The organism is Lachnoclostridium sp. An138, from assembly GCF_002160765.1.
Taxonomy (GTDB): Bacteria; Bacillota; Clostridia; order Lachnospirales; family Lachnospiraceae; genus Laedolimicola; species Laedolimicola faecalis.
In genome coordinates, this window is sequence record NZ_NFLF01000001.1 from 217694 (window position 1) to 243562 (window position 25869).

Annotated in this window: 21 protein-coding genes; 13 read left to right on the top strand and 8 right to left on the bottom strand. The window is 52.9% G+C overall.

Annotation, left to right across the window (positions count from 1 at the left end):
- Positions 1-2: 2 nt before the first annotated feature.
- A complete protein-coding gene (metA, locus tag B5E82_RS00960; RefSeq protein WP_087305403.1) occupies positions 3-920 on the bottom strand; it encodes a homoserine O-acetyltransferase MetA in 918 nt (305 codons plus the stop codon).
- Positions 921-1100: 180 nt separating this feature from the next.
- Here metA and B5E82_RS00965 point away from each other — a divergent pair, with 180 nt between their 5' ends.
- The 8 genes from B5E82_RS00965 (at position 1101) to B5E82_RS01000 (ending at position 11410) form a co-directional block, all read left to right on the top strand.
- Positions 1101-1721: a flavodoxin family protein gene (locus tag B5E82_RS00965; RefSeq protein WP_087305405.1), complete on the top strand. Its 621-nt coding sequence runs from the start codon at positions 1101-1103 to the stop codon at positions 1719-1721.
- Between the two features lie 308 nt (positions 1722-2029).
- Positions 2030-2728, top strand: a complete 699-nt coding sequence (locus B5E82_RS00970; RefSeq protein ID WP_087305406.1) for a response regulator transcription factor — start codon at positions 2030-2032, stop codon at positions 2726-2728.
- Positions 2725-3954: a sensor histidine kinase gene (locus tag B5E82_RS00975; protein WP_087305408.1), complete on the top strand. Its 1230-nt coding sequence runs from the start codon at positions 2725-2727 to the stop codon at positions 3952-3954. Before B5E82_RS00970 ends, B5E82_RS00975 begins: the two co-directional genes overlap by 4 nt.
- 128 nt (positions 3955-4082) lie before the next feature.
- Positions 4083-4778 (top strand): ABC transporter ATP-binding protein, encoded by a 696-nt coding sequence (locus tag B5E82_RS00980; protein WP_087305410.1) that lies wholly within the window; start codon positions 4083-4085, stop codon positions 4776-4778.
- A complete protein-coding gene (locus B5E82_RS00985) occupies positions 4762-6762 on the top strand; it encodes an ABC transporter permease (protein ID WP_087305412.1) in 2001 nt (666 codons plus the stop codon). Before B5E82_RS00980 ends, B5E82_RS00985 begins: the two co-directional genes overlap by 17 nt.
- Positions 6763-6927: 165 nt before the next feature.
- Positions 6928-9285: an ABC transporter permease gene (locus B5E82_RS00990; protein ID WP_087305414.1), complete on the top strand. Its 2358-nt coding sequence runs from the start codon at positions 6928-6930 to the stop codon at positions 9283-9285.
- 386 nt (positions 9286-9671) lie between these two features.
- Positions 9672-10079 carry a sporulation initiation factor Spo0A C-terminal domain-containing protein gene (locus B5E82_RS00995; protein ID WP_087305416.1) on the top strand — a complete coding sequence of 136 codons (408 nt, stop codon included), beginning with the start codon at positions 9672-9674 and terminating at the stop codon, positions 10077-10079.
- A 161-nt stretch (positions 10080-10240) separates the two neighbouring features.
- Positions 10241-11410 carry an alanyl-tRNA editing protein gene (locus B5E82_RS01000; protein ID WP_087305418.1) on the top strand — a complete coding sequence of 390 codons (1170 nt, stop codon included), beginning with the start codon at positions 10241-10243 and terminating at the stop codon, positions 11408-11410.
- Positions 11411-11502: 92 nt separating this feature from the next.
- On the opposite strand, the gene rd is transcribed toward B5E82_RS01000, so the two are convergent.
- Positions 11503-11664 carry a rubredoxin gene (gene rd / locus B5E82_RS01005; RefSeq protein ID WP_087305420.1) on the bottom strand — a complete coding sequence of 54 codons (162 nt, stop codon included), beginning with the start codon at positions 11662-11664 and terminating at the stop codon, positions 11503-11505.
- A 192-nt stretch (positions 11665-11856) separates the two neighbouring features.
- Between rd and B5E82_RS01010 the strand changes: the two genes are divergently transcribed.
- Positions 11857-12501 (top strand): Crp/Fnr family transcriptional regulator, encoded by a 645-nt coding sequence (locus tag B5E82_RS01010; RefSeq protein WP_087305422.1) that lies wholly within the window; start codon positions 11857-11859, stop codon positions 12499-12501.
- Here the strand turns inward: B5E82_RS01010 and B5E82_RS01015 are convergent.
- Genes B5E82_RS01015 through B5E82_RS01025 form a run of 3 tightly spaced genes read right to left on the bottom strand, consistent with a single transcriptional unit; the run spans position 12488 to position 16491 of the window.
- Positions 12488-14014 (bottom strand): ATP-binding protein, encoded by a 1527-nt coding sequence (locus B5E82_RS01015; protein ID WP_087305424.1) that lies wholly within the window; start codon positions 14012-14014, stop codon positions 12488-12490. The genes B5E82_RS01010 and B5E82_RS01015 overlap by 14 nt on opposite strands.
- A gap of 17 nt (positions 14015-14031) precedes the next feature.
- Positions 14032-15396 carry a VWA-like domain-containing protein gene (locus B5E82_RS01020; protein WP_087305679.1) on the bottom strand — a complete coding sequence of 455 codons (1365 nt, stop codon included), beginning with the start codon at positions 15394-15396 and terminating at the stop codon, positions 14032-14034.
- Between the two features lie 15 nt (positions 15397-15411).
- Positions 15412-16491, bottom strand: a complete 1080-nt coding sequence (locus B5E82_RS01025; RefSeq protein WP_087305425.1) for a leucine-rich repeat protein — start codon at positions 16489-16491, stop codon at positions 15412-15414.
- 275 nt (positions 16492-16766) lie between these two features.
- Here B5E82_RS01025 and nrdD point away from each other — a divergent pair, with 275 nt between their 5' ends.
- Positions 16767-18944: an anaerobic ribonucleoside-triphosphate reductase gene (gene nrdD, locus B5E82_RS01030; protein ID WP_087305427.1), complete on the top strand. Its 2178-nt coding sequence runs from the start codon at positions 16767-16769 to the stop codon at positions 18942-18944.
- A 4-nt stretch (positions 18945-18948) separates the two neighbouring features.
- Entirely contained in the window at positions 18949-19512 is a 564-nt protein-coding gene (nrdG, locus tag B5E82_RS01035; protein WP_087305429.1) for an anaerobic ribonucleoside-triphosphate reductase activating protein, read from the top strand.
- A 267-nt stretch (positions 19513-19779) separates the two neighbouring features.
- Here the strand turns inward: nrdG and B5E82_RS01040 are convergent, their stop codons facing one another.
- The 3 genes from B5E82_RS01040 to B5E82_RS01050 are packed head-to-tail and all read right to left on the bottom strand — an operon-like array spanning position 19780 to position 23808.
- Entirely contained in the window at positions 19780-20202 is a 423-nt protein-coding gene (locus B5E82_RS01040) for a MarR family winged helix-turn-helix transcriptional regulator (RefSeq protein ID WP_087305431.1), read from the bottom strand.
- Positions 20203-20217: 15 nt separating this feature from the next.
- Positions 20218-22083: an ABC transporter ATP-binding protein gene (locus B5E82_RS01045; protein WP_087305433.1), complete on the bottom strand. Its 1866-nt coding sequence runs from the start codon at positions 22081-22083 to the stop codon at positions 20218-20220.
- Entirely contained in the window at positions 22084-23808 is a 1725-nt protein-coding gene (locus tag B5E82_RS01050) for an ABC transporter ATP-binding protein (protein WP_442911300.1), read from the bottom strand.
- A gap of 224 nt (positions 23809-24032) precedes the next feature.
- Here B5E82_RS01050 and B5E82_RS01055 point away from each other — a divergent pair, with 224 nt between their 5' ends.
- On the top strand, positions 24033-24479 hold the full coding sequence (locus B5E82_RS01055; RefSeq protein WP_242966209.1) for a MarR family winged helix-turn-helix transcriptional regulator: 447 nt from the start codon (positions 24033-24035) through the stop codon (positions 24477-24479).
- The gene (locus B5E82_RS01060) at positions 24472-25848 is read left to right on the top strand and encodes an MATE family efflux transporter (protein WP_087305437.1); all 1377 of its coding nucleotides are present in this window, start codon (positions 24472-24474) and stop codon (positions 25846-25848) included. Before B5E82_RS01055 ends, B5E82_RS01060 begins: the two co-directional genes overlap by 8 nt.
- The last annotated feature ends 21 nt before the right edge of the window (positions 25849-25869 follow it).

Consider the following 25869-nt stretch of genomic DNA (forward strand, 5'->3'; position numbering starts at 1 on the left):
TTTTATCCTTCGTCCTCCCATACATAAGGTGTCAGCTGGTAAACGTAATAATTGATCCAATTTGTATACAGCGTATTCGCATGGGCCCTCCACATCAGAAGCGGCCTGTTCCTGCTGTCATTCTCCGGAAAATAATCTTTGGGAAGCTGGATGTCCAGCCCCTTGTTTTTATCCCGCAGATACTCCTTCTCCAGAGTCAGCCTGTCATACTCCGGATGTCCGAAAACAAAGACTTTCCGCCCTTCCTCTGCCATGGCGATAAACACTCCCGCCTCTTCCGATTCCGCCAGGATCGTCAGCTCGCTGCAGGCGCGGATCTCTTCCGCGTCCACCGTCGTATGGCGGGAATGGGGCGCGTAGAATTCATCGTCAAAGCCGCGGACCAGGGGCTCTCTCCGGTTGCGCACCTTATGGCGGTACAGTCCGAACAATTTCTGCGGCAGCAGCTTTTTCTTCAGGCCGTAGAAATGATACATGGCCGCCTGGGCTCCCCAGCAGATAAAAAAGGTCGAGGTCACGTGGCCGTCCGCCCAGTCCATAATCTCTACCAGTTCATCCCAGTAGTCTACCTCCTCAAACTCCATCTGCTCCACCGGCGCCCCCGTAATGATCAGGCCGTCGAAACGGCGCTTCTTCACCTCACAGAAAGGCTCATAAAATTTGTTGATATGGCTCTGGGCCGTATTCTTGGATTCATGGCTGCTGACCATAATGAAAGTAATATCCAGCTGCAGGGGCGTATTGGACAGAGAACGCAGAAGCTGCAACTCTGTATCCTCCTTTAAAGGCATCAGGTTCAGAATTCCTATCTTCAGGGGACGGATATCCTGATTCAGAGCCCGCGTCTCATCCATCACAAATATATTTTCACTTTCCAGGATCGCTCTTACAGGCAGATCACTCTGTACTTTAATCGGCATAACCTTTCACTCCTCTGTCCTTTTTTCTGCACTCTCGTCAGCCGTATTCATCTTCTTTTCTTCCGCATTACTATAACATATTTTTCACAGATTGACCATCCCCGAAAAATGCTCTGCCCCTTTTTCTCTGCCTGTGATATAATATTTCAGAGAAATTTCACACAAGGAGGTATACTGAAAATGAAAGTTTTAATGATCAACGGAAGCCCTCACAAAGAAGGGAACACCTATATTGCCCTCCATGAGATGGAAAAAATCTTCGCGGAAGCACAGATTGAAACGGAGATTCTTCATATTGGAAACAAGGATATCCGGGGCTGTGTCGCCTGCGGCGTCTGTCATAAGAAAGGGGCCTGTACCTTTGATGATCTGGTAAATGAGACAGCTCCGAAATTTGAAGCCTGCGACGGCCTGGTTATTGCCAGCCCCGTCTACTACGCCTCCGCAAACGCGACCCTGATCGCGTTTCTGGACCGTCTGTTCTACAGCACGCCCTTCGACAAAACCATGAAAGTGGGCGCAAGCGTAGTTGCGGCCAGAAGGGGCGGCCTGTCAGCGACCTTTGACGAACTGAATAAATATTTTACCATCTCAGGCATGCCCGTGGCTTCCAGCCAGTATTGGAACAGCATCCACGGAAGGACCCCCGGCGAAGCCCTGCAGGACGCCGAAGGGCTCCAGACCATGCGGACTCTGGCAAGAAATATGGCCTTTCTCATGAAAAGCATAAAGCTCGGTCAGGAAGCCTACGGCCTTCCCCGGCCGGAAGAAGAGCATGTGTCAACAAATTTTATCCGGTAAAGAAATCCGGCAGGCGGCATACCGCTTAAAGCCTGCCAATGAACTTTCAGAGAGCGTCTCCGGCAGCCATCAGCGCCTGAGACGCTTTCTTTTGCTCTCTTTTGCTCTCTTTGAGTCCTTTGATTTCTTTAAAAGACTCTAATTTCTTTGAGCTCCCGTATTTCTCTTTTTCCTTTTATGTCTTTTATTTCTTTTCTTTCCTTTATTTTCTGTATTCCCTGCCCGTTCTGCCTTACGATTCTGTAAGGTACAAATCTCCGAAAACTGTTATAATAGAGAATCATAACATATCACAGGAGGGATTTGCCTTGAACCGCTTACTGCTGCTGGAGGATGATCTGAGCCTCATAGACGGATTACAATATTCTTTAAAGAAAAACGGCTTTGATACAGAGGTAGCCCGCACCGTCCGGGAGGCCATGACGCGCCTTCCCGAAATCAGCCGGTATGATCTGCTGATTCTGGATGTAACCCTGCCGGACGGCACGGGCTTCGATTTCTGCGAACGGGTGAGAAAAAGCGGAAGCCTGATTCCCGTCATCTTTCTGACCGCCTCCGACGAGGAAGTCAGCGTCATCCGCGGTCTGGACTGCGGCGGGGACGATTATATCACAAAGCCTTTCCGGCTGGGCGAGCTGTGCTCTCGTATCCGGGCCCTGCTGCGCAGGGCCCGGATACAAAAACCGGAGGCTCCTTCTTCCCTGAGCTGCGGCGGCATCACCATAGAGCTCCTGAGCAGCCGCGCCTTTCAAAACGGCCGGCCGCTGGAGCTGACAGGGGCTGAATACCGTCTTCTCAGCCTGCTGCTGCGCAACGCAGGCCATGTGGTCACAAGAGATGTCATCTTAAACGAGCTCTGGGACGACGCCGGACATTTTGTGGACGATAATACTCTGTCCGTATACGTGCGGCGTCTCCGGGAAAAGGTAGAAACCGATCCCTCAAATCCCGCGCACCTGATTACGGTCCGTGGATTCGGCTATGAATGGAAGGAGGACAACCCATGAGCTTTTACCAGGATCAACAGGTTCGCAGATATTCTCTTTTTCTGCTTTTCTTTCTTATTCTCACAGCGCTGGCAGGCAGCTTTCTCTGCCTTTTCCAAATCCATGGCGCGGAAACCCTGTATCTGGAACACAGCCGGGTTCTCGCCTCCTCTCTTCTGGAACAGGGGGTTTCAAAAACCGTCATTGCCAGAGCCCTCTGCGCAGATGCAGTAAGCCCTGAAGGAAGCGCTTTTCTTACTGAAATCGGTCTTGGCAAAGAAACCTCCCCCTGGCTTCTCCCTCTCCTCTCCCGCCTCTCCCGGAGAAGCCTTCTGCTTTCTGCTTCCGGTTTTCTGTTCCTGTCTCTGCTCCTGCTTTTGGGAACCTTTCTCTTTTTCCGGAGCCGTGCCCGGCTTTATCTGCAGGCGGAACAGATTCTGCGAAACTATATGGACGGCGATTTCTCCCATCATCTTCCCCAGAACCGGGAAGGAACCATCTACCGTCTTTTTGCTTCCGCAGAACAGCTTGCCTCCATGCTGCAGTCCAAGAACGACTCGGAACGCCAGGCAAAAGAATTTCTGAAAAATACCATCTCCGATATCTCCCATCAGCTGAAGACTCCTCTGGCCGCCATGATGCTTTACCAGGAAATCCTTTCCGATGAGCCGGAGCACCCGGATACCGTCCGGGAATTTTCCATGAAAATGGGAACCGCTCTGAAACGCATGGAACGGCTGATTCTGTCCATGCTGAAAATCACCCGTCTGGACACGGGAAACATCACCTTTGAGCGCAGGATCTGCTCTGTCTCCGAGCTCATCTCTCACTCCGTCCGGGATCTTCTGGAACGTGCCCGGCAGGAAGAAAAGGAAATCCGGATCACGGGGAACCCGGATCTGACTCTGAACTGCGACCTGGCCTGGACCAGCGAAGCCATCGGCAATCTGGTCAAAAACGCTCTGGATCATACCCGGAAGGGCGGACTTATCCGCGTTTCCTGGGAACAGACGCCGACTGTACTCCAGCTGGTCATCTCTGACGACGGAAGCGGCATCGCCCCGGAAGACATCCACCATATTTTCAAGCGTTTTTACCGGAGCAAAAATTCTCTCGACACAGAAGGCATCGGGCTTGGACTTCCCCTGGCCAAATCCATCCTGGAAGGCCAGGGCGGACTTATCTCCTGTCAGAGCGAGCCCGGCAGAGGAACCTCTTTTATCCTTTCGTTTCTTACGAAACCGTAAGATAAAATTCACCTCATTGTAAGCCGGTTCTGTTAGCATGTAAATACAGAATCCCCTTCGGCAGGATTCTGGTGCTTACTTACCCTTAATTGACAAGGATAAACTATTCAGATAGGAGGCATCATCAGATGGAAATTTTAAACGTTCAGGATCTCTGCAAGTCCTACGGAAAGGGCGAGGCAAAAGTAGACGCCCTGAAGCACGTATCTTTTTCCCTGGAAAAGGGAGAATTTGCCGCCGTCATCGGAGAATCCGGTTCCGGGAAAACCACCCTGCTCAACTGCATCGGAGCTCTCGATACGCCCACATCCGGCCAGATTCTCCTGGACGGCCAGGATCTGTTCTCCATGAAGGAGGAAGAACGCACTATTTTCCGCCGGAGGAGCATCGGCTTTATCTTTCAGTCCTTTCAGCTGGTTTCCGAGCTCAATGTGGAGCAGAATATTATTTTTCCCCTGCTCCTTGATTACCGCAGGCCGAATCAGACTGACGTGGAGGAGATTCTCGAGCTTCTCGGACTTCAGGACCGCAGAAAGCATCTCCCGGGCCAGCTTTCCGGAGGACAGCAGCAGCGCGTGGCCATCGGCCGGGCTCTGATCACCCGTCCCAGACTCATTCTGGCCGATGAGCCTACGGGAAATCTGGACAGCCGGAACAGCCGGGATGTCATCGCCCTGCTCACCAGCGCCTCCCGGCGCTACCGGCAGACGATTCTCATGATCACCCACAACCGGAACCTGACCGCCTCTGTAGACCGGGTGTTCCAGGTATCGGACGGGATTCTTACGGATCTGGGAGGAACTGCAGATGAAGCACTATCTTGACCTGATTCCCCTATCCGCCAGACTCCACCGCAGGCAGAGCCGGATGACCCGGATCTGTATCTTTCTGGCCGTATTTCTCGTGTCGGTCATGTTTGGCATGGCCGACATGTATCTTCAGGGAGCCACACGCAGAGAAATAGAGGAGAACGGAGACTGGCACTGCGCCTTTTCTTCTATAGATTCCGGAACAGCTTCCCTGATCGCCGCCCGTCCGGAAGTAAGGGAATCCGAATGGGTCCATGAGACAGAAGACATTTTTGTGGTCCGGTTTTCTCTATTTTGCCCCATCACAGAGGTGATCGCAGAGATACAGGAGCAGAATCAGCTTTCCGATGAACAGGTTCACATTCATACCAGTCTTCTGAGTCTCCAGGGGCAGCTGAAAGGGACCTCCATGTCCCGGATTTACGAGATTTCCTTTTTTCTCTCTGTCCTTGTGGTGCTGACATCCGTTCTGATGATTTCCAGCAGCCTGAACAGCAGCGTCTCTCAGCGGACGGAATTTTTCGGCCTCCTGCGCTGCCTGGGCGCTTCCAGAAAGCAGATTCTGCGCCTGGTCCGTAAGGAAGCTCTGTACTGGTGCAGAACCGCCATTCCTGCCGGTCTCGGGCTCTCCATACTGGTGATCTGCCTTCTGTCTGCCGCCATGCGGAAGATCAGTCCCCAGTGGTTTTCTTCCATGCCGGTCTTTGGCATCAGCTTTGTCAGCCTTGCCGCCGGCAGCCTTCTGGGACTTGCGGCCGTTCTTCTGGCCGCCCGTTCCCCCGCCCGGCTCGCTTCCGGGGTTTCCCCGCTGGAGGCCGCCTCCGGAAACGCCCACCAGGCCGCTTCCTTCCACCATGCCGCAAATACGCGGTTTTTCCGGATTGAGACCGCCCTCGGCGTCCATCACGCGGCGGCCCGGAAAAAGAGCTGGCTTCTGATGACCGGAGCTTTCGCGGTCTGCGTCTGCCTCTTTTTATGCTTTTCCACCCTTGTGGACTTTATGGAAAATGCCATGATGCCCAAGGCCTGGACTCCGGAACTTTCCATCGCAAGCGACACCAACACCTGCTCCATCTCCCCTGAACTTTTTCAGGAGACGGCCCGGTCTGATTCTGTAAAGCGGGTCTACGGCCGTATGTTCGCCTACAATGTGCCTGCCATGATCGATGGAAAGCCCTGCAGCAGCAATCTGATTTCCCAGGAAGAGAATCAGTTCCGATGGGCTGAGGCCTCTCTGCTTGCCGGTTCCATCGACGCCGCGGCAGAAGAGCTTAACCAGGTGCTGATAGTATCTGAAGACGCCGATTTAGCAGGCAGCACCATTATTCTGTCCATCGACGGAAAAGAACATGCCGTCACTGTGGCCGGCGTCCTCTCCGACAGCCCCCTGGCACGGGACGAGGGGACAGAAACCATCCTCTGCTCGGAAGCCTCCTTCACAGCTCTCACAGGCGAACAGGGATATACGATTCTGGACATACAGTTCAAAAACAGCGCTTCCGAAGAGGATGTGTCCTACATCAAAAGCCTGTTTTCCGGCGGTGTGGTGTTTACCGACAGCTTAAACCAGATCCGGCAGCAGCGGAATCTCTACCGCGCCTTTGCCGTGCTGGTCTATGGCTTCCTTTCTATTATCACGGCTATCACGGTATTCCATATTATGAATACCATCCGCATGGGCGCCGCCTCGCAGACGAGGCAGTATGGCATCATGCGCGCCGCAGGGATGAGCAGCCGCCAGCTTATAAAAATGATCCGAGCAGAAGCCCTTACTTACGCTGTCAGCGGCATTCTTCTGGGCTGCTTCCTGGGAATCCCCATGCACTGGGTTGTTTACGTAAGCCTTATCACCACCTTCTGGGGACTGAGCTGGAGTGTTCCCTGGCCGGCCCTTGGCTTTATCATCTGCGTCATCCTGTTTACCTCCCTTCTTTCCTGCCGCGGACCTGCCAGACGGCTCCGCGCCATGTCCATCACGGAAGCGCTGCGCACACAGTAATATAGCGCACAGTAACCTGACGCACAGTAAGCTGGCTCTCAGCAATCCTGCTCTCAGCAAGCTGGCTCTCAGTAATCAGACATAATCTGCGGAACAGCCGGAAAAACACTTATAAGATTTCCTATATTTCCCCGCTTTCCGCGCTCTATACAGGAGGAACCCTACATGAAACATTATCTGGAACTTGCGTCCCTATCCGCAAAAGTCCGCCGGAAACAAAACCGGATGTCCATCTTCTGCATTGTCCTGGCCGTGTTTCTCGTGACGGCAATCTTCGGCATGGCAGACATGTATATCCGCAGCCAGCTGCTGCAGGCCCGGAAGGATTTCGGCGATTTCCATATCGGCATCCGGGACATTACAGACGAAGAAGCTGCCCTGATCGCCGGGCGCCCCGGACTTACCGCCGCCCGGTATGGAGTCCTGAACTACCGCGGAGACGCCGGCTATACTCTGTCCGGAAAGACAGCCATCCTGATGGGCTGTGACGAGTCCTGGCTTACAGAGATGAATCCCTCTCTTCTGAGAGACGGCAGCTTTCCCCATGAGACACAGGAAGCCATGCTCACAGAGAACGCCCGGGACATGCTGGGACTGAGAACAGGCGATACCATCACGGTAGACACTCCGGACGGAGAAGGGCTTACCTTTACCGTCTCAGGCTTTGTGGGAAACGCGTCAAAGAATTCCGGCGAAGACTCCTACGGGATTGTTCTCAGCATGGACAGTTTCTTTTCCATTTATCCCGCGGAAAAAGCGGAATCCCTTACCGATTACAACACGGTGCTTTACGTGCGCTTTTCCAACGTCTTTCAGATTCAGAATTCCATTTCCGAACTGAAGGAACAGTGCGGTCTCTCTGCCGGCCAGATATCTGAAAACACACAGCTTCTGGCCCTTCTGGGCCAGGGCTCTGCCCCTGTGATTCTCTATATCTACCTCTCTGCCGCTGTGCTTTTCGTCCTTGTCTTGACTGCTGGCATTCTGATGATTGCGGCCAGCCTGAACAGTATCGTCTCTCAACGGACGGAATTTTTCGGCCTTCTGCGCTGCATTGGAGCGACACCGAAGCAGATCATGCGTCTGGTCCGGCAGGAAGCCCTGGGCTGGTGCCGCTTGGCAATTCCTGCAAGTCTTGCCCTGGGAACCGTTACCATCTGGATTCTCTGCGCTGCACTGCGCTTTTTAAGTCCGGAATATTTTGGAGCCCTGCCTGTGTTTTCCTTAAGCGTCCCCAGTCTGCTCACCGGGACAGCCGCGGGAATTCTGACCGTGCTTCTTGCCGCCCGCGCCCCGGCCCGAAAGGCGGCCCGGGTCTCTCCGCTGACTGCAGTTTCAGGAGAAGCCGGCAGCTGCCGGCCGGTCCGCAAAGCCGCAGACACCAGGCATCTTCGGATCGATACTGCCCTGGGCCTTCATCACGCAGGCGCAAGCAGGAAAAACCTGTTTCTCATGACAGGCTCCTTTTCCCTAAGCATCATCCTCTTTCTTTCCTTTTCCGTGGCTGTGGATTTCATGAATCATTCTCTGACTCCGCTGCGCCCATGGACAGCGGACATTTCCATTATCAGCCCGGACCAGACCTGCTCTGTGGACAGCGCTTATCTGGAGATCCTTGAGGAAAATCCTGCGGTCCGGACCGCCTACGGCCGGATGTTCGCATATGAGGTTCCCGTTATGGTAAACGGAAGAGAGACAAAAATTGATCTGATCTCCTATGATCAGCGTCAGTTTGCCTGGGCGGAAGAATATCTGCTGAACGGCTCCACAGAAGCCGTTCAGAACGAGCCCGGCACAGCCCTGACCGTATACAGCCCCGATAATCTCCTGCAGACCGGAGACACTCTTGCCTTGTCCTGTGAAGGAGATACCAAGGCGCTTCAGATTGCCGGCACACTTTCCTCCTGCCCTTTCACCGCTTCCACAGGCGCTTCCATTGTCATCTGCTCCGAAGATACCTTCCGTCAGCTCACAGGAGAAAACGGCTATACCATCGTCGATCTGCAGCTGGCCTCTGACGCTTCCGATGCCGATGTAAACGCTATCCATCAGCTTGTGGGCACGCAGTATACCTTTTCCGACGAGCGCATCAGCAATGCCAGCGCCCAGGGCGCCTGGTACTGCTTCCGGCTCTTTGTCTGCGGCTTTCTCGTACTTATCGCTCTGATTACGATCTTCAATGTAATCAACAGCATCTCCATGAGCGCCGCGGCCAGAACCCGCCAGTACGGCACATTCCGGGCCATCGGCCTGAGCACCCGCCAGCTCCTTAGGATGCTGGCGGCCGAGGCTGCCGCATACGCGGCAGCCGGAGGACTCCTGGGCGCCATGCTGGGACTGTTCTTCCACCGTCTCCTGTTCTCCTCCCTGATCACCATCCACTGGGGCGATTCCTGGACGGTGCCCTGGGCAGAGCTTGGAACAATTGTCCTGATTATGCTGCTTTCCGTGGCTCTGGCTGTATACGGCCCCTGGCGGCGGCTCCGGGACATGTCCATTGTGGATACCATCCGGACAGAGTAGCCCTGCTCTGATCGGATATACCTTTATCAACTCGGGGAGCATTTTGAAAAATTCTTATTCTGTATTCTCTGAAGATACTTCAGCTGGCAGCAGTCTCATGCACCTGCCAGCCTGAGTATCTTTCTTTTTTACCCTTTTTTGTTTCTCTTTCATTTTCAATGCATTCCACTGCGGATTTCCCCTTTTTCTGCCTGTTACGAAGTTTGAAATACCTCTCGTATCCTTGATGACAGGCGGTTCTTTTTACATGAATCAGAGAATGCTGCTGAGAACAGAATGAGCGGCCGCATTCTTTTATTCCGGAACTGTCGTGTTATGTCGCCCATCGTCGGATCAGGAAGAAGCTGCCATATTATGAAAGTATCGCAACGAAAGGGGTTTTCAAAATGACAAAAGAGGAAATTTTAATCCGAAGCATCCTGGGTCCGATCAGGGGCGGCGTCCGCACCTTTGCCTGCGCCGTGGAGATTACCTCCCGTCTGCTGTTCGAAGAGGACATGGCACAGGATGATATTCTGGTAACCAAGCATGTATATCCCGAAGTAGCCAGAAAGACAGAAAAAAGCTACATGGCGGTGGCACGTCAGCTGGAACGGATGGGGAATCTCTGCTGGGACAGACTCGGTAAGAAAGAACGTGACCTGTACATCGGAAAACAGCTGCGCGATATCCGCGCGCCCAGAGATATGCTTTTCTATCTGGCATTTTACTGCCATTTCGACAAACCTTACTACGAAGTACTGGAAGAAAATCCGGAACTTCTTTTCCGGGGAAAAAGCGGAAAAAAGAACTAAACTCTGAATACTGATTCTAACGCCTGATCCGAAAGGGCATATTTCATCTTTTACAGCCTGCATCTATCTCCTCATTTTCCCGTGCATTTTTCTTTTCCAGATGTTATACTAAATCACAGAGCGCAGAAAGTTTGTTTTCCCGCGCGCAGAGAGGAGTACTTATGACAAGACGCTTATATTATGAAGACAGCCACAGGAAGGAATTTCAGGCCGTTGTAACAGCCTGTGAGAAGGCAGAGAATTATTGGCGCGTCAGCCTGGACCAGACAGCCTTTTTTCCCGAGGGAGGCGGACAGGCAGGTGATTCCGGTTTTCTGGAAGACGTAGAGATCTTTGATACTCATGAGAAGCAGGGTATCGTCTGGCATTACGCAAAAGCTCCGCTGGACCCCGGCGCCCAGGTACTGGGCCGGATCGACTGGGATAAACGGTTCTCCCGTATGCAGCAGCACTCGGGGGAGCACATCGTATCAGGTCTGGTTCATGCCCGTTTCGGCTATGATAATGTGGGCTTTCATCTGGGGGAACAGGAGGTAACGCTGGATTTCAACGGAAATATCACAAAGGAAGAGCTGGTGGAAATCGAACTGGAGGCCAATAAAGCCGTCTTTGCGAATCTTCCCGTTCAGATCTCTTTTCCCTCCAGGGAAGAACTGGCTTTCCTGGAATACCGGAGCAAAATCGAAATTGAAGGACAGGTGCGCATTGTCACTATTCCGGGCATCGACGTCTGCGCCTGCTGCGCTCCCCATGTGAAGCAGACCGGAGAAATCGGCCTGATTAAGCTGACCGGCGTACAGAGCCACCGGGGCGGCGTGCGGGTCAACATGCTGGCCGGCATACGGGCGCTGGAGGATTACCGGGAAAAGGAAGCAAGCGTCAAAGCCGTCTCCGTGCTGCTCTCCGCAAAGGAAAACCAGACGGCTGGAGCAGTGGAACGGCTGAAGCAGGAGGCCTACGAGCTGAAAGGCCGCCTCATGTGCCTGAATCTCGCCAGAATTCAGGAAAAGGCTGCCGCAGTTTCGGAAGGGACCGAAAATCCGGTGTATTTTGAGACAGATCTGGATATGGATACCTGCCGGGAATTTGTCAACCTGTTGACGGAGCGGAGCAGGGGAACCGCCTGTGTCTTTGCCGGAAATGATACCGAAGGATGGCGCTATGTCTTTGGCAGCCATACAGAAGATACCCGGCCTCTCTGCCGGTATCTAAATGGAGAGTTTCAGGGAAAGGGCGGCGGAAAGCCGGAAATGGTACAGGGCTCCCTAAAAGGAAATCAGGAAAGCATCAGGGAAGCCGCGGATCGCTTTTTAAACAATCCGTCCCTGTGACAAAGCTTCAAAAAAAAGAGCTGCCGCGCTGTCCCATGTGGGACGGCTCGGCAGCTCTTTTCGCTAAACGTACCTGATAACCTGATACCTTCTTACTCTTCCGGCTCAAAGTCCTCTTTCCCTACGCCGCAGATGGGGCATACCCAGTCATCGGGCAGATCCTCAAATGCTGTGCCGGGCTCGATTCCGCTGTCGGGATCGCCCACTTCGGGATCATACACATAACCACAGGGTACGCAGACATATTTCTTCATGATGTTTTCCTCCTGAATCGTTTTCTGTAATAATTTCTGAAAGGAAGGCGCTCTGCCTGTCCTTTTGTATACTTAGTTTATATCAGAACTTTTCCATATATTCTGTTGCTTTTGCAACTTTTTTATGTCATACTAAAGAAAAATCGCCGGACCACGCGAAAGAAACTACAAAAGAAAGGAAGTGCATTTCCTGTGGATTATTCAGAAACTCTCCTTTTCCAGTGCATCAGCATAAACGACTGCCAGCGGATGCTGGACTGCATGAAAGCGCAGAAACGAAGCTTCTACGCCGGAGAAGAGGTCTATTCTTTTGATACCCCCCGGAAAATTGTGGGCATCCTTCTGAACGGGCAGGCCGCCGTCATCCGTTACGAATACAACGGAACCCGAAGCATTCTGGAAAATCTGTCCCCAAAAAGCATTTTCGGAGAACATCTGTCTTTTATGCCCAGCGATGACTCCTGTATCGCCGTAGTCTGCCAGACAGACTGCCAGGTTCTCTTTATCGATTACCAGCGCCTGACCCGCACCTGCCAGAATGCCTGCTCCTGCCACACACAGCTGATCCGGAATCTTCTGCAGCTTCTTTCTGACAAGACCCGGGCCTTAAGCGAACGGGTGGAAGTCTTAAGCCAGCGCAGCATCCGGGAAAAACTTATGTGCTACTTCATGCAGCTGGCGGCCGGGAAAAACAGCAATACCTTTGAGCTCCCCTTCACCATGATTGATTTCGCCGATTTTCTCTCGGTAAACCGAAGCGCCATGATCCGGGAGCTGGGCAAAATGAAAAGCGAAGGCCTGATCCGGATTTCCAAACGGACGATTACTCTTCTGTAGTCAGACGTTCGATTTCTTTTCTGAGCTCTCTGTCGCTTTCCTGGAAAAGCAGGCTCTGATTATACCTGTGGTACCGTTCGCAGTCCCAGGACTGAAGGAAGGCTACCGCGTCCCCCGACGCGTTCAGCCCTGTCAGGAATACCACCATCTCCTGGCTGTTTCCGAACGCCGCTTCCAGAAAATCAAAGGCATGCTCCAGCATTTCTCCGGCAGCTGCCTGCAATTCCTCATAACGCTCCCTCTCCCCGGAGAACAGCTCCCGGAGAATTTCAAAGGCGGCAGGTCCATCCTGGGGCCTGCGGCCTGCAAGCTCTGTCTCATAAGAGCTGAGGACCTCTTCTGCCTTCAGAAGCCTTCTTTCCTCTTCCCGGCCCAGCAGCTCCGCTTTCTTCTTTCTCTCCCGTTCCTGCTCCGTCTCCTCCCGGAGTCCTGCCAGCACACCGGGGATCTCCTCCGGAGTGAACGCTCCTTCATTCAGAATCCTTCCGGCCTCTTTCATCTTTCCAAAAAGAACCTCTGTAAACAGCTCCTGCACCCGTACTTTGTGAAACTCATTCATACAGCCGGACAGAAGAAGGCTTACCACGCTCAGTCTCTCGTCAAAACCTGCATGGGACAGCTTTTTCAGCGTTCCCTCCCGAATTACTCCCTTCAGTATTTCATCAATCCCGTAATCGTCCTCATATTTCCGGTACAGTTCCAGATAATTCGCAAACTCTCCGGCAATCCGGTCATGCTGGATATACTGGAGCACCACTTCCTTATCCACAGATTTTCCCAGTTTCTCATAGACTTCAACCAGCCTGGACAGATCCTCCCAGCCCCTGGGCGTGGCGAACCTTCTTCCATCCACCGTCGTCTCCATCTGATAGAAATTCCGGGGCCTTACATCAAGATAGGAGATAATGGCCGGATGAATCCGGGCCTGCACCGCATATTCCCGGAATACCTGATAATCCGGCTCCACCTCGATTTTCTTCACACGGTCCAGCGTCACCACATCGAAATCCCGGACGGATTTGTTGTACTCCGGAGGATTGCCGGCAGCTACGATGATCCAGCCCTCCGGAATCGGATGATTTCCAAAGGTCTTGCACTGTAGAAACTGCAGCATGGCCGGAGCCAGCGTCTCAGACACACAGTTAATCTCATCGATAAAAAGAATCCCCTCGTTTAAACCCGTCTTTTTCATTTTTTCATAAATGGACGCCACAATCTCGCTCATGGTGTATTCCGTGACCGCCTTTTTCTGCCCGCCAAATTCCATTTCCGAAATAAAAGGAAGTCCTATGGCGCTCTGCCGTGTGTGGTGGGTGATGGTGTAAGCCACCAGCCCAATGCCGCATTCCCTGGCAATCTGCTCCATAATCTGCGTCTTGCCGATGCCCGGAGCGCCCAGAAGCAGAATGGGCCTCTGGCGAACCACCGGAATCTCATAAGTTCCATACTCATCCTTCAGAAGATAGGCCTCCACCGCATCCTTAATCTCCTGTTTTGCACGTTTTATATTCATAACCGTTCTCCTCCTGATCACATTCTCTGTCTTTCTCCCTGCTCCGCATGGTCCTGCCGCCCGCCGCGGCACTCTGTCAAATCATGTTCCCCCAGAATCAGCTTGATGGCCCAGGGCGGCACATCCACATCCCGGTACTGGTTCTGAAAGAAGACGAAGGCCGTCTCAAAGGGCGGCATCTTCGCCGGGAAGATACCATATCCGTCCGTAAAATACAGCAGGCCCCTCAGTCTCCCATAAATCCGCTTTGCCATCCGTTCCTCCACCCAGGCAAAGGCCGGGCGGAAATCCGTGCCGCCTCCGCCCTTCAGCGTAAAATGCTCCATGTACCGCTTCATTTCTTCCGCATTTCGAAGCAGCACATCCGTCTGCACTCTTTCGTCACACTGCAGAATATGAATCTGCGCATTTTTAAAAAAGCTCTCTGTCTCCGACAGTACCTGAAAGGTCTCTTCCAGAAACCGCTGCACCAGCTCGCCACTGCAGGACATGGAGGTGTCGATCACAATCACAAACTCCTCGATACGGCGCACTTCTTTCGTCTCCTGAGGCTCAATCAGGGGCATATTCCCGTAAAGGGTCATGCCGTAATTGTAAAAAATATAGTCGAAACTGTCCGGGTCCACCTGCATCTCCTCCCGGAGCGCCGTAAACTTCCGCAGGAACTCCCGGTAATCGTACCGGGAACGGCTGCTGATCCGAAGCTGCTCCAGCAGCTCTCCCTCTCCCTGGGAGGCCTCTCTGGAAAAAAGGGCAATCTCTGTCTGCATCCGATCCCGGATATCATCCCAGCGTTTCCTGTTCGGATTCTGCGCTCCCCGTCCCGGATCACTTTCCCAAAGGCTGTGATCATCCAGATGAAACTCCTGCGTCCATCTGGCTGTTTCCGCTTCTGAAAGGGAATACTGTTCCAGCTTCTGATAGATTCCCTCCGCCGTCAGAACAGACAGTTCCTTCTGAAGCCTGGCCATACAGCTTCCCCGGAACGCTCCCCTGGACACATGCGCGCATTTCAGGTACAGGCTGTCAATCAACGCTTCCACAGCCACATCGCAGGCCAGATCCCAGAGTTTTTTCTCCCTCCCCTTCCGGTCAAAGGGATGACAGAACAGGCAGTGAAATAAGATATGAAGATAAAGGCGGACCACTGCCGCCCGGTTTCTCTGATAGAGCCGCATCAGGCTGTCCGGCGTGAACAAAAGGCTGCCTCCGTCCGTCCCGGCCGGTTCAGTCCCTCCCGGAACAAAAGGAAGGCTCCCCAGCGCCAGGTCCAGATATTTCAGCTTCAGATACAGCTCATTCCTGACGCTGGTCAGAATTCGTCTTCCCAGCTCTTCCTTTTCCAGCTCCAGCTTCTGCTGTTCCAGAATCGGGCTCTTCACCATTTCATATCCCTCCTACAGCTCAAATCTGCTTTTACTCTTCCCTGTTATCTCTGTTATTTCTGCTTTTCCTGTTGTTTCTGCTTCTTCTCTCTTCTCTTCCCGTCTTTCTTTTCTTCTCCTGTGAAGAGCGTCCATTAGATAAGACACCCCTTCCGGGAATTCCAGAGAAACCGCCCGGGAAGCTGCCTGCTCCAGAAGCGCTCCCGCTTTCTCTTCCACAGCCAGGAGCTCTGTCAGATATTCCAGAGCTTCCATATCATGGCTGTCTACGCTCTTTTCCAGAGCCTGTCCGGCATGCTCCCGCAGCCACGCTTCATAGGCAGCCCGGCCCTCCGGCAGAAGCTGCTCCGGATACATCAGGCGGGCCAGCGTCATCTCCAGCACCGTGTCAAAATCCTCCTCTGCCTTTGCGTGGTAAAAGCAGGCGTCATAGGCCCGGAAATCAAATTTTCTGTCGTAAAAGCAGTTCCGGTAATTCATCCCGCTTCCATGCGTATGAATGACCAGAATCCGCGCCGGCGTATTTTCCACACTTTCCTCAAAAAATTCCGGGAATACCAGCTTTGCTTTTACACTCCCTTCCAGCCGCACCGTCAGCTTCTCCGGCACCTCAATCAGAATCTCCCGGAGACAGGAAGTCTCCGAATCTCCCAGGCGCAGCTGAAGCTCTCTGATAGCATGGCAGCCGGTAAAAAGGCCGGCTCCCAGATCTGCCAGCTCTCCGCAGAAACTGATATACCGGAGCCTGCTGCAGTTATAAAAGGCGTAGGCTCCGATTTTCCGCAGGGCCGGCGGCAGCGTTACCGCTGTAAGCCCTGTCCCGGTGAGAGCCGGCGGAAGATTCTTCCCGCCGGAAACCGGGAATTCTTCTGCCCTGCCGTCCCCGGCGCCGCAGGAATCCCACAGTCTCAGTCTGCCCTGCCGGATATCCCGTTCCAGCGCGCCTTCCTCCATATGCGCCGAAAATGCGTACGGCGCAAGCTCTGTCACCGGACGGCCTTCTATCTGCTCCGGAAGCTCAGCCTCGGAGCCATAATCATAGCAGCGCCGGATGACTACGCCGCTTTCTTTTCTTTCATAAGCAAGCTTCATGCTGCCACTTCCTCCAAAATTTCTCCATTGCACAATACACAATACCGCAGAGCAAAGCGCCGCGCAGCATCATTTCTCATTTTATACCATTCCGGAACATCCTGCAATGAGACAGATTCAGCATTTTCCACACATTTTCATCCAACAATATCTAGTAATTTGTCATTGACATCACCACTATATATTGTTAAAATAAATCTCGTCGATTGCAGTATACTATATCTGAAAACATTTTGCAGCAGTCTGCAGAAATTACCATAGAGGGAGAACGTCTTATGAAGATTATCAAGCGCAGCGGAGCCGAGGTCGCCTTCGATCCGCAGAAAATCGTAATCGCAGTAACAAAAGCCAACGACAGCGTCGTTCCCAGCGCCCGCATGTCTGCCGTTCAGATCAGGCGGATTGCCGAGGATGTGGAGAGCGCCGCACAGAATATCAACCGCTCCTTAAGCGTGGAAGAGATTCAGGATATGGTCGAGGATCAGATCATGAATCAGCGGGCCTTCGATGTGGCCAGACGTTATATCACTTACCGCTACCGCCGCGCTCTGGTGCGCAAATCCAATACCACGGATGAGCAGATCCTGAGCCTTATCGAGTGCAACAATGAAGAGGTGAAGCAGGAAAATTCCAACAAGAATCCCACGGTCAACAGTGTACAGCGGGATTACATGGCCGGAGAGGTCAGCAAGGATATCACCAAGCGTCTCCTGCTCCCGCCGGATATTGTAAACGCCCATGAACAGGGGCTCATCCATTTCCATGACGCGGATTATTTTGCCCAGCATATGCACAACTGCGATCTGGTCAACCTGGAGGACATGCTGCAGAACGGCACCGTCATCAGCGGAACTCTGATCGAGAAGCCCCACAGTTTCTCCACCGCCTGCAATATCGCCACCCAGATCATTGCTCAGGTAGCCTCCTGCCAGTACGGCGGACAGAGCATCTCTCTCACCCACCTGGCTCCTTTTGTGGATGTAAGCCGTCAGAAAATCCGCCGTCAGGTGGCTGACGAGCTGCACACCATCCGGGAAGCCGTCACCGAAGAGGACATTTCAGCCATCACTGAAAAGCGCCTGCGGGAAGAGGTGAAAAACGGCGTACAGATGATCCAGTATCAGGTGGTAACTCTGATGACTACCAACGGACAGGCTCCCTTCGTGACCGTATTCATGTACCTGAACGAAGCAAAGAACGAGCAGGAAAAACAGGATCTGGCTCTGATTATCGAAGAGACCCTGCGCCAGCGCTATCAGGGCGTGAAAAATGAAAAGGGCGTCTGGATTACTCCTGCCTTCCCCAAGCTCATCTACGTGCTGGAGGAAGACAACATTCATGAAGACAGCAAATATTATTATCTCACAAAGCTGGCCGCCAAATGCACGGCCAAGCGCCTGGTGCCTGATTACATTTCCGAAAAAATCATGCTCCAGAATAAAATCGATAAAAACGGCGAGGGCCACTGCTACACCTGCATGGGCTGCAGAAGCTTCCTGACTCCCTATGTGGACGAGAACGGAAAGCCCAAATACTACGGCCGCTTTAACCAGGGCGTGGTCACCGTAAACCTGGTGGATATCGGACTCTCCGCCGGCGGCGATATGACGAAATTCTGGGAGATCTTTGACGAGCGCATGGAGCTCTGCCACCGGGCCCTCCAGTGCCGTCATGAGCGTCTGACCGGAACTCTGTCTGACGCGGCGCCTATCCTCTGGCAGTACGGGGCCCTTCTGCGCCTGAAAAAAGGCGAAAAAATCGACAAGTACCTGCACGGCGGCTATTCCACTCTGTCTCTGGGCTACGCCGGCCTCTGGGAATGCGTCTACAGCCTGAACGGCAAAAAGCTGACCGAGCCGGAGGGCGAAGCCCTGGGGCTGGAAATCATGAAAAAACTGAATGAATACACCGCTAAATGGAAGGCTGCGGAGAATATCGACTACTCTCTGTATGGCACGCCTCTGGAAAGCACCACCTTCAAATTCGCCAAGTGCCTGCAGAAACGCTTCGGCATCGTAAAGGGCGTCACGGACCGCAACTATATCACGAACAGCTATCATGTCCATGTAACAGAAAACATCGACGCCTTTGACAAGCTGGCCCTGGAAGCCAAGTTCCAGACTCTCTCTCCGGGCGGAGCCATCTCCTATGTGGAGGTTCCAAACATGCAGAACAATCTGGAAGCTGTGCTCGCTGTCATGAAATTTATCTACGACCATATTATGTACGCAGAGCTGAATACCAAGAGCGATTACTGCCAGGTATGCGGCTACGACGGAGAGATCGAGATCAAGGAGGACGAGCATGGAAAGCTCATCTGGCAATGCCCGAACTGTGGAAATACTGACCAGAACAAGATGAACGTGGCAAGACGTACCTGCGGCTACATCGGAACCCAGTTCTGGAATCAGGGCAGAACCCAGGAAATCAAAGAGCGCGTGCTGCATCTGTAAAATCATGAATTACGCAGTCATTAAGAAAAATGATATTGCCAACGGTCCCGGCGTCCGCGTCTCCCTCTTTGTGAGCGGCTGCCGCCACCACTGCCGGAACTGCTTCAACCGGGAAGCCTGGGACTTCTCCTACGGCCAGCCCTTCACCCGGGACACCATAGACGAGATTCTGAACGCCCTTGCGCCTTCCTATGTAGCCGGCCTTTCTTTTCTGGGCGGCGAACCTCTGGAGCCCGAGAATCAGGGTTCTCTTCTGGAGCTTGCCCGCCTGTTCAAGGAGCGTTTTCCGGAGAAGACGCTCTGGTGCTACACCGGCTTCACCTTTGAGACGGACCTTCTGACTGGTTCTGTGGGAGACCCGGCAGTTCTCCGGGAACTTCTCTCTTATATCGATGTGCTGGTAGATGGTAAATTTGTGGAAGAGCTGAAGGATGCCGGCCTGATTTTCCGGGGCTCTTCCAACCAGAATATCATCGATATGCCGAAATCCCTGGCGGCGGGCCGGATGGTTCTGCTGGAAGGCAGCTGGCGGCGCACTATGGGAAGCGGCGATATTGATGAGATCTGAAACACCCGATTCTTCATTCTGCAGTCAATACGCAGGGCCCGGGAAGCCGAATTTTTCTGCTTCCCGGGCCCTGCCTGCTCTCATGCTGTCTCCCGTTCCGCCAAAGGCATTCCCGGGAAAGCTCCCCCTTCCCTCTGCCATAATATTGAAATCGTTTTTTGGAAATCACGGCAGAACTGCCAGAATGTGCGGCAGGCACATTTACAAGTGATTCATTCCTGTAACCATTTCACTATATTGGTGGAGGCGGCTTCCTGTCAATCCATTTTATTCCAGATTTCTTTCAATCCGCAGCAGCGTCTCATACAGCTGTTCCATTTCTTTCTCCGGGATATCCCCCCAGATTCGCTCGTCCAGTTCCCGGAAGATTTTCTGTACCTGCTTTGCCTTCTCTTTTCCTTCTTCCGTAAGGCAGATCAGATAAGAGCGCCGGCAGCCAGGATTATTCTCTCTTTTCAGGAGTCCGGTCTTTTCCAGCCGGTCAATATTCCGGGACATGGTAGCCGCATCGCGCATACACAGATCTGCCAGCTGCTTCTGGGTCATAGTTCCTTCCTCCAGCAGGGTGCGAAGGGCACGCGCCTGCCCTTCGCCCACGGTCAGCCCCAGCACCTGCAGCTTCGGCCCCAGAAACTTTTTTCTTTCCATATCCAGTCTGTGCAAGATCTCTCTGATTTCATTTTTTCTCATATTTCAACCCGCTTTCTACTCCAGTTCAAACTGTCCGGTGTACAGCTGATAATAACGCCCCTTCTGCTCCAGCAGCGATTCATGATCGCCCCGCTCGATGATTTCGCCCTGCTCCAGCACCATGATTGCCTTGGAGTTGCGCACCGTGGAAAGGCGGTGGGCAATTACAAATACCGTCCGGCCGTCCATGATGGCGTCCATACCTTTCTCTATCAGGCGCTCGGTACGGGTATCGATGGAACTTGTGGCCTCGTCAAGAATCAGCACCGGCGGCCGTGCCACGGCCGCCCGGGCGATGGCCAGCAGCTGGCGCTGGCCCTGGGACAGATTGCTGCCGTCGCTGTGAAGCATGGTGTCATAGCCATCCGGCAGCCTGCGGATAAAGGAGTCCGCGCTGGCGATCCGGGCCGCCTCTCTTATCTCCTCGTCCGTGGCGTCCAGTTTCCCGTATCGGATATTGTCCGCAATGGTTCCGGTAAAGAGGTGCGTCTCCTGAATTACCATGGCAAGCGAATGGCGCAGGTCGTCTTTTTTGATTCTGCGGATATCGATGCCGTCATAGGTGATCGTTCCGGCCTGTATCTCATAAAACCGGTTGATCAGATTGATGATTGTCGTTTTTCCGGCTCCCGTGGAGCCCACAAAAGCGATTTTCTGTCCGGGTTTCGCATACAGGGAAATTCCGTTCAGAATCTTCTTCTCCGGCACATAACCGAAGACCACCTGTTCAAAACGCACGTCGCCTTTCAGCGGAACCAGGCTGGCCCCGGCTCCCTTTTCGTCCGGCACCTTCCAGGCGAAACAGCCGGTACGCTCCGCAGTTTCCGCAAGATTTCCATTTTCTTCCTTTACATTACAGAGGGTCACATCACCTTCATCCACTTCGGGCTCCGCCTCCATCAGGTCAAAGATCCGCTCCGCTCCGGCAAGAGCCGTCATCAGAAGGTTTACCTGCTGGGTAAACTGATTCAGGGGCATGGCACTCTGGCGTACATAGACCAGATAGGACGCCAGGCTTCCCAGATCCATCAGTCCGGCCAGGGTAAACAGGCCGCCCGCGCAGGCAGAGACTGCGTAATTCAGATAGGAAAGACTCACCACCGTGGGAACCTGCATGCCCGTATAGGCCAGCGCGCTGGTAGATTCTCTTCTGAGGTTTTCATTCAGCACACAGAAATTCTCAAAATCCTTTTTCTCATGGTTGAAGACCTTTTCCACTTTCTGGCCTGCCATCATTTCTTCCACAAACCCATTGATGCGGCCCAGTTCCGCCTGCTGTCTCTGGAAATATTTCCGGCTCCTGCTTCCATTGAACCGGATAAACGCGAACATCAGAACAAGAAATACCACCACAATCAGAGACAGCCGGACACTCAGGACCATCATCATGACAACGGTGCCTGTCAGCGTCAGGAAACTCTGAATGATCATGGCAAAGCTGTTGTTCATGGCCTCCTGCACTGTGTCCACATCGTTGGTAAAACGGCTCATCAGCTCACCGTGGGTATGGGCGTCGAAATATTTCAGCGGCAGCTTCTGCACATGCACGAACAGATCCCGCCGGATTTCCTGCACCACTGTCTGGGCTGATTTGATCATCAGCTGATTGTAGCCCAGCGTGGCAAGAGCGCCGCACAGATACATGATTCCCATGCCGATAACGGCTTCCACAAGTCCTTTCATATCGCCCGGCATAATAAACCGGTTGATGACCGGCTTCAGCAGATAGGTGCCCATCAGGCTGGCTCCCGTGCTGATAAAGACCAGAATCCCCACCAGCAGAAACAGCCATTTGTGATGTCCCAGATAACTTAAAAGGTGAAAAAGCGTCTTTTTTGTATTTTTCGGCCTCTTATAGCCGTCATATCTGTATTGTGCCATTTAAAGCTCCACCCCTTCCTTCTGAGAATCATAGATCTGCTGATATATCTCGCTTCTCTCAAGCAGCTCCTCGTGGGTGCCGATATCGCTGATCTTTCCATCATCCAGAATCACAATCTGATCCGCGTCCCGCACGGAGGATATTCTCTGGGCAATGATAATCTTCGTCATAAAGGGCAGATATTCCGCCAGCCGCTCCCGGATCTTACGCTCTGTAGCCGTATCCACCGCGCTGGTGGAATCGTCCAGAATCAGCACCTTTGGCTTTTTCAGGAGCGCGCGGGCAATACAGATCCTCTGCTTCTGACCACCGGACACATTGACGCCCCCCTGTCCCATCTCTGTGTCATATCCTTCCGGCAGACGCTCCAGGAACTCGTCCACACAGGCGATCCGGCAGACCTCTTCCACCTCTTCCATGGAAGCGTCTTCTCTGCCCCATTTCAGATTTGCAAGGAGGCTTCCGGAAAACAGCGTATTTTTCTGAAGGACCATGGCTATGGCGTCCCGCAGATGCTCCATGGGATATTCCTGCACTGGTATGCCGTCTATCTTCACTGCTCCCTGTTCTGTCTCATAAAGCCGGGGGATCAGCTGTACCAGGGTAGATTTCGCTGAACCGGTCTGTCCAATGATACCCACAGTCTGACCGGCCTGAATCCGCAGATTGATATCAGAAAGCACATATTCTTTTGCATCTTTTTTATATTTGAACCAGACATGCTCAAAGGAAATGTCTCCCCGCTCCACTTCAATATCCTTTGCCTGCTCATCTGTAATGTCAATCTTTTCATCGATGACTTCCATGATTCGTTCGCCGGACGCGATGGAACGGGTCATCATCAGAAACACATTGGAAATCATCATCAGAGAATTCAGGATCTGAAGTACATAACTGAGGAAACCGGTCAGATCACCAATCTGCATGTTTCCTATCTGAATCAGCTCTCCGCCATACAAAAGAATTCCCAGAATCGTGCCATACATTACAAACTGCATGGCCGGCATATTCAGGGCTGCCAGCCGGAAAGCCGTCTCAGACTGGGTGCGCAGCTCCTGATTGCCTTCCTCGAATTTGGCAATCTCATGATCTCCCCGGACGCAGGCCTTGACCACGCGGATCGCCGTCAGGTTTTCCTGTATAATCCGGTTTACCGTATCAATGGCTCCCTGCATCCGGGAATACAGAGGCCGCACCTTCATGGTAATGACAAAAAGCGCCGCTGCCAGTATGGGAAGAGCAATAAAGAACACCACTGCCAGCGTATGATTGATGGAAAAAGCGATTCCCGTCGCCGCCACCAGCATCACCGGCCCGCGGCAGAAAGGACGCATTCCCATGGAAACCGTATTCTGTATATTTGTGACATCACTGGTAAGCCTGGTCACCAATGATGAGGTCCGGAAATGATCAATATTTGAAAAAGAAAAGTGCTGAAGCTTCTCATACTCCGCCCGGCGGAGCTCCGCTCCCAGCCCCTGTCCCGCAAGAGCCGCAAACCTGGCGCTCCCGACGCCGAGAATAAGAGCAATCACCGCGCAGACCACCATCTGCGCCCCTTTTTCATAGATATAGGCCGTGTCTCCCGAAGCCACGCCCACATCTACCAGATCTGCCATAATCAGCGGAACGAGAAGCTCCAGAATTCCTTCCGCCGTGATGCAGATCATAGCAAGAACCGCATATTTCTTATACTGTTTCATATAAGAAAACAGACGTATCAGCATAACTTGAACCTCCAACTGTTGTAGTTACAACTATTGTATTCCCAATTATTGCACTTGTCAATCCAAAGATAAAACGGCTTATCCGCTGTTAAGATAAAGCCGCTTATCCGCTGCCAGGCTGTGCATACAAAAGAATTGACAGCTGGCATTTCTGTGTTATAATAGTTCCAAAAAGAATTGTTTTATTTAAAACCATAAGAAGAGGAAGGTGTAGATCCCAGATGAAAGGTTTGCTTCTGCTTTACCGCAGAATTCAGAAACTTTACGACCGGCATATGGATGACATCCGCAAAAGCTTCTCCCTTTCCCGCATCGAAATCACAATTATCAGTTTTCTGCACAATAACCCTGGCCTGGATACAGCCGGGGATATTGCCGAATACCGGATGCTTTCAAAGGGAAATGTCTCTCAGAGCGTGGAAGCCCTGATACAAAAAGGATACCTGGAACGTTTTCCGGACTCAGAGGACCGAAGACGCATTCATCTGTCCCTCACCGCGCATGCCTCAGAAATTGTCCGCCAGATCGATGAAATAAAACGGGATTTTTACCAGGCGCTCGCAGAAGGACTCACAGAGTCAGAAATCAAGCAGTATCAGGCTATCACTGACAAAATTACAGAAAATGTCCTGAACGGACTGGAAAGCAGGTGTAACGCAAATGAATAACGACAGAGAATTTCTGGGAACCGAGCCAGTAGGAAAGCTGCTGCTGCGTCTGGCTCTTCCCACCGTGACAGCGCAGCTGATCAATATGCTGTACAATCTGGTGGACCGCATCTACATAGGCCATATCAAAGACGTGGGGGCCGCCGCCCTGACCGGCGTGGGCGTCTGCATGCCTCTGATCCTGATTGTATCAGCCTTTGCCGCCCTCATCAGCAACGGCGGCGCTCCCCGCGCTTCGATCGCCATGGGGAAGAAAGACTATGAATCCGCAGAAGCCACCCTGGGCAACTGTTTTATCGCTCAGATCATCATCTCGGTGATTCTGACTACAGTTCTTCTGATCTGGAACCGCGACTTCCTGATGGCCTTCGGCGCCAGTGAAAACACCATCGGATATGCTGTGGACTACATGAACATCTATGCTGTCGGCACTATCTTCGTACAGCTCACTCTGGGTATGAACGCTTTCATTACCGCCCAGGGTTTTGCAAAGACCGGTATGCTTTCCGTCCTGATCGGAGCCGTCACCAACATCGTCCTGGACCCTGTTCTGATCTTCGGCTTTCACATGGGCGTAAAAGGCGCCGCTCTCGCCACCATCATCTCACAGGCGCTGTCCTGCGCCTGGGTACTGCTGTTCCTGGTGGGGAAAAAGACAACTTTACGCATCCGGGCACGGTATTTCCGAATTCAGCCCCGTATTCTTTTCCCAAGCCTGGCGCTCGGCATTTCCACATTTATCATGCAGGCCAGTGAAAGCATCGTCAATATCTGCTTCAACTCTTCCCTCCAGCTCTACGGAGGAGATATGGCAGTAGGAGCCATGACAATTCTTTCCAGCGTCATGCAGTTTGCCATGCTGCCCCTTCAGGGCATGGGCCAGGGGTCTCAGCCCATCATCAGCTACAACTATGGCGCCCGAAAAGTGGATCGTGTCAAAAAAGCCTTCTGGCTGCTGCTGAAGGCCAACTGCTGCTACTCCACGCTGCTCTGGGCCTTTGTCATGCTGTTCCCGCGTCTCTTCGCGTCCCTGTTTACCAGCGACGCGGCGCTGATTGATTTCACCGTTCCGGCTCTGCGCACTTATCTGGCTGTCCTCTTTATCTTCGGCGTCCAGATGGCCTGTCAGATGACCTTTGTTTCCATCGGCAACGCGCTCATGTCAGCCATTGCGGCCATTGTCCGGAAATTTGTCCTGCTGCTGCCTTTGATTTACCTGATGCCCCACCTGTTCCCCGGCAGCAAAACCTTTGCCGTGTATCTGGCGGAGCCCGTCACAGATATGCTGGCCGTCACGTTTACAGCCATCACTTTCTACTTCACGTTCCGGAAAGCCCTGGCGCAGCTTGAGAGACCGGCCGCAAAATAAATATGCCTGATCTGCAAATGC

Excerpts from the sequence above, each read along its gene's own strand:
- metA (WP_087305403.1), bottom strand. The coding sequence starts at position 920 with ATGCCGATTAAAGTACAGAGTGATCTGCCTGTAAGAGCGATCCTGGAA.
- B5E82_RS00965 (WP_087305405.1), top strand. The coding sequence starts at position 1,101 with ATGAAAGTTTTAATGATCAACGGAAGCCCTCACAAAGAAGGGAACACC.
- B5E82_RS00975 (WP_087305408.1), top strand. The coding sequence starts at position 2,725 with ATGAGCTTTTACCAGGATCAACAGGTTCGCAGATATTCTCTTTTTCTG.
- B5E82_RS00980 (WP_087305410.1), top strand. The coding sequence starts at position 4,083 with ATGGAAATTTTAAACGTTCAGGATCTCTGCAAGTCCTACGGAAAGGGC.
- B5E82_RS00985 (WP_087305412.1), top strand. The coding sequence starts at position 4,762 with ATGAAGCACTATCTTGACCTGATTCCCCTATCCGCCAGACTCCACCGC.
- B5E82_RS00990 (WP_087305414.1), top strand. The coding sequence starts at position 6,928 with ATGAAACATTATCTGGAACTTGCGTCCCTATCCGCAAAAGTCCGCCGG.
- B5E82_RS00995 (WP_087305416.1), top strand. The coding sequence starts at position 9,672 with ATGACAAAAGAGGAAATTTTAATCCGAAGCATCCTGGGTCCGATCAGG.
- B5E82_RS01000 (WP_087305418.1), top strand. The coding sequence starts at position 10,241 with ATGACAAGACGCTTATATTATGAAGACAGCCACAGGAAGGAATTTCAG.
- rd (WP_087305420.1), bottom strand. The coding sequence starts at position 11,664 with ATGAAGAAATATGTCTGCGTACCCTGTGGTTATGTGTATGATCCCGAA.
- B5E82_RS01015 (WP_087305424.1), bottom strand. The coding sequence starts at position 14,014 with ATGAATATAAAACGTGCAAAACAGGAGATTAAGGATGCGGTGGAGGCC.
- B5E82_RS01025 (WP_087305425.1), bottom strand. The coding sequence starts at position 16,491 with ATGAAGCTTGCTTATGAAAGAAAAGAAAGCGGCGTAGTCATCCGGCGC.
- nrdD (WP_087305427.1), top strand. The coding sequence starts at position 16,767 with ATGAAGATTATCAAGCGCAGCGGAGCCGAGGTCGCCTTCGATCCGCAG.
- nrdG (WP_087305429.1), top strand. The coding sequence starts at position 18,949 with ATGAATTACGCAGTCATTAAGAAAAATGATATTGCCAACGGTCCCGGC.
- B5E82_RS01040 (WP_087305431.1), bottom strand. The coding sequence starts at position 20,202 with ATGAGAAAAAATGAAATCAGAGAGATCTTGCACAGACTGGATATGGAA.
- B5E82_RS01045 (WP_087305433.1), bottom strand. The coding sequence starts at position 22,083 with ATGGCACAATACAGATATGACGGCTATAAGAGGCCGAAAAATACAAAA.
- B5E82_RS01055 (WP_242966209.1), top strand. The coding sequence starts at position 24,033 with ATGAAAGGTTTGCTTCTGCTTTACCGCAGAATTCAGAAACTTTACGAC.
- B5E82_RS01060 (WP_087305437.1), top strand. The coding sequence starts at position 24,472 with ATGAATAACGACAGAGAATTTCTGGGAACCGAGCCAGTAGGAAAGCTG.